Source organism: Staphylococcus sp. EG-SA-2, assembly GCF_017152085.1.
The window spans coordinates 1-3295 of the sequence record NZ_JACYHC010000550.1; the positions used below are offsets into that span (position 1 = coordinate 1).

Below are 3295 nucleotides of genomic sequence, written 5' to 3' on the forward strand. Positions count from 1 at the left end.
AAATCTTCCGCCAATTGAGTTGGTAACGTCGCAGAAGATACATATTCCGGATAAAAATACTGACATAAAATCAAAATCTTTTTTTCACTCATCTAATCGACGTCCTTTTTATTAATGAATTTAGACTAAGAATTTTTGAACTGTTTATTTTTAGCAAAATAATAGAGTGCTATGAAAAATATCATGTACGATACGATTAAAACAATTGTATTAATAGATACAAAGTTTAAAAAAGTTAAATTAAGCATTTTTGATATAACAAATGTTGCAGTAGTACCTATTAAAAATAACGCTTGTAGTATTAATTCTAACTGTTGTTTTTGTAATACAATCACAGAAAGTGATACCGTTGATACAATCAGCCTTATAACAAATAATGGGATAACAATTTTTATAACTGTAATTGCGTCAACCCAGCTATGTCCTAATAATATATTGACTAATTCTTCACTGAACAAATAAAGTGGCACATAAAGAATTATAGAAACTATAACCAGTATGGAACTAAATTTAAGTAATAAATTTCGGAAGTTACCATGTTCAATATAATAGTCATTGGCTTGTTGCATAAATATTTTTGATAACCCTAATGAAATAATTGTCACTGGTATGCCTAGTACTCTTATGGCCATACCATAAATACCCACTTCTGTATTGGTATACAAAATACCTATAAAGAACACAACAACCGAGAAAGACAAACTATTTAATAATATTGATGGTGTTGAATAAACTAACTGATTTTTATTTTCTAAAAATAATGCTTTAGTTTCTTCTTTATCTCTCACAATATTAAAGTGCTTTTTAAACGTTTTATATCCTAGTGTAATGCCTGCGATATAGGATAATGAAAAACCAATAATTAATCCTAAACTTCCTAATGCTAAAAGTCCGAAAATGATTTGAAGTAAAGCCATTGATCCAGCTCTAAACACATTAATCAAACTTAACACTTTATACTTTCTTTCCTTATTTAGATAATTTGTAAAAATGTTTGTTAAACTTACCAAAAACAACATAATAATAATGAAAATAAAATCTAATATAAAGTTTGGGTATAAACATGCACTAATCGCAAATATTGGTATCAGTATTAATAAAATAAGCAATGATATCAAAAAACTGATTTGTGAAAGTATATTAGCACTACGGTCATTTTTGGTATTCACAATCAACAAATCGTATCTTGCATTTATTATTGGTATTAAAATCATTGCGATATTTGAAAAAATTGTAAACTCACCAAATTCTGTAGGTGAATATAGTCTTGTAATAATTGGGGTAGTGATGATTAATATGACTTGAGCGATGCCACTGCTTAAAATCATTAAAAACGAATCGCCAATAAATTTATTTAATCTCATAATTAACCTCAGATTTTCTTGATGATTTTCGCTGGATTGCCACCTATAACAACGTTACCTTCTGGAAAACTTTTTGTTACAACCGACCCAGCCCCTACAATTGTATGTTCCCCCAATTCTACTCCTGGTAATATAACTGAGTTCATTCCAATCCAACTATAATTCCCTATTTTGACATCTTCACCTGGTGCATGTGACTTCAAATTTTTAATATTATGATTAGCTGTAATAATACCTACGTTAGGCGCTATATAAACACCTCTACCTATATATATAACTGCTGAAAAATTATTAAAATACGTCCCGGGCGATTGAAAAATATGAATATCATTTTTATCAAAAACAATGTTATTAGGGTTATGCATTCTAACAGTTATATCTGCAGGAAATGGCAAACTTGTATTTATTCCTAACAACTTGAACGGAACAGCTTTCCACGCCCATAACCATCCAGCCACTTTATTTTCAAAATAATATCCAGTTAAATATTCTTTCTTATAAAATAATAATAGTGGTGTATTCATTAATCTAAATATTTTCGATTTCATAAATGTTTTTACAATCATTCTATCCCTACTTTTTTAGTAAATTTTTTTATTATAATGCCTGGGATAATAGCTATAACATATACAACTAAAATCATAGAAATCAATGTGATTAATGGTGTCGGGTGACTAAAAATACTCGTAATAAGTCTCATATAAATATATGTACCAATAAATATCACTTCTAACGAATGACTCTTCCGAATAATATACTCACTCAGAAATGCAAAAAAGATATTTGCAATTAAATTCAAATAGAAGAATAAGGGTCCAAAATAAATAATTCCATATCCAGCACTCGAAATTAGATGACCAGTCAATTGTTTACTACCATATATCAATTGGTTAAAAAGTTGGCTAGTAATCAACTGCTTTTTATCTAAAAAGAAATTAAACCCAAAAACAGCTCTGGTATTATCAAATAAATATTGTTTGAACGAACCATTATAGTAATTCAAATAGTCTATAGAAGCTGCAATATTGCTAGGTCCATAAAAATATGACTGCAACGTGTCAACTATTTTAAGATTACTTACACTTGTACTATTTAACGCCTCGCTATATGAACTATAATTAAACACATACAATTCTTTATATAGTGTCATCAATGCTAATACGAAAATACCTACAGATATAATAATGATATTGATACGTCTTTTATGCTTAGAAAACAAGATTGACACCACTGTTAAAACAGCAACCATTGTATAAAGTTGATAACTTCTTCTTTCACCAACAATTAAACTAATATTTAAAATTCCTATAGCTAGCGGTAATACAACATAAATAATTTTAGGATTCTCTTTATACTTTTTATATGAAGCATATGCGATTATTAAGAATAATAACGCTAAGGCAAGTTGAAATAGCATTACAAAAAGAACATTTAAACCACTTGTTGCTTCGGTTCCTCTTCCCATTGCATCTGTTTTAATAATTAAAAATGATATGTTTTTGCGCACTTCGGGAAAAGCTACAAAAATCCCACAAATAACAAGACCAAACACAATGTAATAAATTGATGATCCAGAAAGTGTAAAGCTATTTCTTGATACCACTTCATGTTTGAATAATTTAGATAGTATCAATATAAATAGCGAGCCTATGATAAACTCCACACTCATATAAATAACCGCTTGATTAAAATAAGCTTGTCCTAATGGTAAATTATCTATAGTTGAATCCTGGAAAAACACTATCATAGCAGGTATAAATACTAATCTAAGAAAACCTAAAACATCGTATACAATTTTCGAAAATTTAAAATTCGGATTATTCGAGAAGCTTATAAAGAGCTTTCCTACTCCATAACTTATAGGTGCTAAAAATAATAAAGGTTTATCACCTAACATAAGGCAAGGAAACATTAAAATGGCAATAACATAT

The 3295-nt window shown here is 28.6% G+C and carries 4 protein-coding genes; all 4 read right to left on the reverse strand.

Annotated features, from left to right (window positions below; genetic code table 11):
• Nucleotides 1-92, reverse strand: a 92-nt coding sequence (locus IDG60_RS22265) for a glycosyltransferase family 4 protein (protein ID WP_149508671.1), incomplete at its 3' end; no start/stop codon positions are given.
• A gap of 33 nt (nucleotides 93-125) precedes the next feature.
• Nucleotides 126-1364 (reverse strand): type 8 capsular polysaccharide synthesis protein Cap8K, encoded by a 1239-nt coding sequence (gene cap8K / locus IDG60_RS09285; protein ID WP_001238807.1) that lies wholly within the window; start codon nucleotides 1362-1364, stop codon nucleotides 126-128.
• 8 nt (nucleotides 1365-1372) lie between these two features.
• Nucleotides 1373-1930 (reverse strand): type 8 capsular polysaccharide synthesis protein Cap8J, encoded by a 558-nt coding sequence (gene cap8J, locus IDG60_RS09290; RefSeq protein ID WP_000636149.1) that lies wholly within the window; start codon nucleotides 1928-1930, stop codon nucleotides 1373-1375.
• Nucleotides 1927-3295 (reverse strand): type 8 capsular polysaccharide synthesis protein Cap8I (gene cap8I / locus IDG60_RS09295; RefSeq protein ID WP_241013356.1); only part of this gene is annotated, 1369 nt, incomplete at its 5' end. The genes cap8I and cap8J, both read right to left, overlap by 4 nt.

Excerpts from the sequence above, each read along its gene's own strand:
- cap8J (WP_000636149.1), bottom strand. The coding sequence starts at position 1,930 with ATGATTGTAAAAACATTTATGAAATCGAAAATATTTAGATTAATGAAT.
- cap8K (WP_001238807.1), bottom strand. The coding sequence starts at position 1,364 with ATGAGATTAAATAAATTTATTGGCGATTCGTTTTTAATGATTTTAAGC.